Origin of the sequence: Burkholderia sp. E168m23 (assembly GCF_016586125.1) — a bacterium.
GTDB classification, from domain to species: domain Bacteria; phylum Pseudomonadota; class Gammaproteobacteria; order Burkholderiales; family Burkholderiaceae; genus Burkholderia; species Burkholderia orbicola.
Genome location: NZ_BCPP01000921.1, coordinates 1 through 2,834, shown reverse-complemented (window position 1 = coordinate 2,834; position 2,834 = coordinate 1). Strand labels below are relative to the sequence as shown.

The window sequence follows — 2,834 nt, the reverse complement described above, 5'->3', positions numbered from 1 at the left end:
GACATCATCAGCGCGTCGTACAGCGCGGTCGGCGTCAGCGCGTATGGCGCACCGCTGCGCCGCAGCGTCGCGAGCACGTCGAATTCGCCCGGCTGCATGCCGTAGCGCGCGAACAGCGGATTGAGACGGTCGCGCGCGATCACGAGCGCGGCTTCCTGCAACCGCCCCATCACGACCATCGACGTTGCGTCGAGATCCGGACGCTCGGCGCGCCATTGCGCGAGCGCATGCTCGGCTCGATCCATTAACCCTCCTCGGCCTACCAGTTATCTTGACGTCGAGACAAATCAACATTTATCTTGATGTCGAGATACTTTACCTGAAAAACGCGCGGCGCCTCGCTGGCAGCCGCGCACCGATATCGAGGGCCATGCAATGAATCGCTTCACTTCCCCCGGATGGCGGCTCGCCGCGATCGTGCTCGTCGGGCTGAACCTGCGGCCGGCGCTCGCCGCGGTCGGGCCGCTGCTCGACATGATCCAGCGCGCGACGGGGATCGGCGACGGCACCGCCAGCCTGCTGACGACGATCCCGATCCTGCTGATGGGGCTCGGCGCGTTAAGCGCGCGGCGCCTGCAGCGCATCACCGGGATCGCGGGCGGCGTGTGGCTCGGCGTCGCGCTGATCGGGCTGGCCTGCGCATCGCGCGTCGGTGCGCAGCACGCATGGGTGCTGCTCGCGAGCGCGTGTTGCGCGGGTGTCGGGATCGCGATGGTCCAGGCGCTGTTGCCCGGCTTCGTGAAGGCGCATTTTGCGACGCGCGTCGGCGGCGCGATGGGCGTCTATTCGACGTCGATCATGGGTGGCGCGGTGCTCGCGAGCGTCGTCGCGCCATTCGCTGCGGCGCGCTGGGGCTGGCTCGCCGCGCTCGCCGGCTGGGCGCTGCCGGCGGCGCTCGCCGCATTGGCGTGGCCGCTGGCGAGCCGTGGCGGCGACGCGCTGGCCGGCGGGCCGGTATCCGGATCGGGCGCGCGGCCGTCGCGTTCGCCGCGCGCCTGGCGACTCGCGCTGTTCTTCGGCATCGCGACCGGCGCCTACACGCTCGTGCTCGCATGGCTGCCGCCGTACTACATGCGGCTCGGCTGGTCGCCGACCGCGGCGGGCAGCCTGCTCGGTGGCGTGACGCTCGCGGAAGTCGTCGCGGGGCTGACGATCTCCGCGACGATCGATCGCCTCCCCGATCGCCGGCCCGCGCTGCATGCGGCGATCGCGTCGCTATGCGTAGGGTTGCTGGTGATGCTGGCCGCACCCGACGCGCTCGCGCTGCCGGCCGCGCTGCTGCTCGGCGCGGGAATCGGCGCGCTGTTTCCGCTGTCGCTGATCGTTACGGTCGACCATGCGGCGACGCCGGCTGATGCCGCGTCGCTGACGGGGTTCGTGCAGGGTGTCGGCTATTTGATCGCCGGCTTGTTTCCGTTCGCGGCCGGCATCGTGCGCCAGCATCTCGCGGACCTGACGCCAGCATGGATCGCGATGGCGTGCCTGTGTGTCGTGCTGTTCGTGCTCGCGTCCGGGTTTGCGCCAAAACTGGTGCGGCACGTCGCGCGGGTTTGAGCGACGCCGCGGGCCAGCGGCGCGGGCGCTTGCTTGCCCGGTGTCGTCCCGGGCATGCTCGCACCAGCAATATCCTCGCGGCCCGTCCAGATACCCGGCGCCACGGCGCTGGCGCGTTCAGCCCGCGCTCGCGTACAGCGTCGAATCCGCGAACCCTTCGGCGTCGAGCACGCGCCCGATCAGGATCAGCGCGGTGCGCTCGATCTGCGTGCCCTGGACCTTGCCGACGATGTCGGCCAGCGTGCCCGTCACGCGTTCCTCGTCGGGCCAGCTTGCGCGATAGATCACCGCCACCGGGCAAGCGGCGCCGTAATGCGGCAGCACTTCGTCGACGATACGCGCGAGATGGCGCACACCGAGATGGATCGCGAGCGTCGCGCGATGTGCGGCGAGCGCGCCGAGCGCTTCGCCTTCCGGCATCGTCGTCTTGCCCGCGAAACGCGTGAGGATCACCGTCTGCGCGACGCCCGGCAGCGTCAGCTCGACGCCGAGCGTCGCCGCGCATGCGGCCGTGGCCGTCACGCCCGGCACGATTTCGTACGGAATCCCGAGCGCTTTCAGGCGGCGGATCTGCTCGCCGATCGCGCCGTACAGTGACGGGTCGCCCGAATGCACGCGCGCGACGTCCTGACCTTTCGCGTGTGCGGCCGCGAGCAACGCGACGATCGCGTCGAGGTCGAGTTCGGCCGTGTTCACGACCTGCTCCGCGCGATGACCGTCGAGCACGGCGGCTGGCACGAGCGAGCCCGCATACAGGATCACCGGGCAGGTGCGCACGAGGCGCTGGCCCTTCACCGTGATCAGCTCCGGGTCGCCGGGGCCCGCGCCGATGAAATACACCGTCATCGAAATTTCTCCGTCAATTCGTTGGGTGGCCGCTGCGTCGCGTCAGGCGCGCGCGGCCGGATCGAGTGCGTCGATGAGTGCCGTGACCGAGTCGAACGCGCGGTCGGCATCGGGCAGCGGCGGCCGGCGCAGCATCACGACCGGCAGCCTGCGTTCGCGCGCGACGTCGAGCTTGGCCTCGGTGGCCGCGCCGCCGCTGTTCTTGCTGACGACGACGTCGATGCCCGCCAGCGCGAACAGCGCGCGCTCGCCGTCGAGCGTGAACGGCCCGCGGGCGGCGACGACTTGCGCACGAGCGTTGCCGGGATGCGCATCGAGGCAGCGCACGAGCCAGAACTGGTGTGGCGGAATCGCATCGAGATGCGCGAGCGGTTCGCGGCCGAGCGTGAACAGCGGGCGCCTGAACGGCGCGAGCGCGGCCTCGATACCGGCCC

Annotated in this window: 3 protein-coding genes and 1 pseudogene; 1 reads left to right on the top strand and 3 read right to left on the bottom strand. The window is 70.6% G+C overall.

From position 1 onward, the window contains the following. Positions 1-245, bottom strand: a pseudogene (locus JMF90_RS31970) (MarR family transcriptional regulator); the annotation flags it as partial. 130 nt (positions 246-375) lie between these two features. Between JMF90_RS31970 and JMF90_RS31965 the strand changes: the two are divergent. After that, complete coding sequence (locus tag JMF90_RS31965) at positions 376-1,554, top strand: MFS transporter (protein WP_201316939.1); 1,179 nt, start codon at positions 376-378, stop codon at positions 1,552-1,554. Positions 1,555-1,671: 117 nt separating this feature from the next. On the opposite strand, the gene cobM is transcribed toward JMF90_RS31965, so the two are convergent. Together cobM and JMF90_RS31955 are read right to left on the bottom strand one after the other, a co-directional pair. Further along, positions 1,672-2,400, bottom strand: coding sequence for a precorrin-4 C(11)-methyltransferase (cobM, locus tag JMF90_RS31960; RefSeq protein ID WP_077179531.1), 729 nt, complete (start codon positions 2,398-2,400; stop codon positions 1,672-1,674). A gap of 42 nt (positions 2,401-2,442) precedes the next feature. Further along, positions 2,443-2,834, bottom strand: a 392-nt coding sequence (locus tag JMF90_RS31955) for a precorrin-6A/cobalt-precorrin-6A reductase (RefSeq protein WP_201325929.1), incomplete at its 5' end; no start/stop codon positions are given.

Excerpts from the sequence above, each read along its gene's own strand:
- cobM (WP_077179531.1), bottom strand. The coding sequence starts at position 2,400 with ATGACGGTGTATTTCATCGGCGCGGGCCCCGGCGACCCGGAGCTGATC.
- JMF90_RS31965 (WP_201316939.1), top strand. The coding sequence starts at position 376 with ATGAATCGCTTCACTTCCCCCGGATGGCGGCTCGCCGCGATCGTGCTC.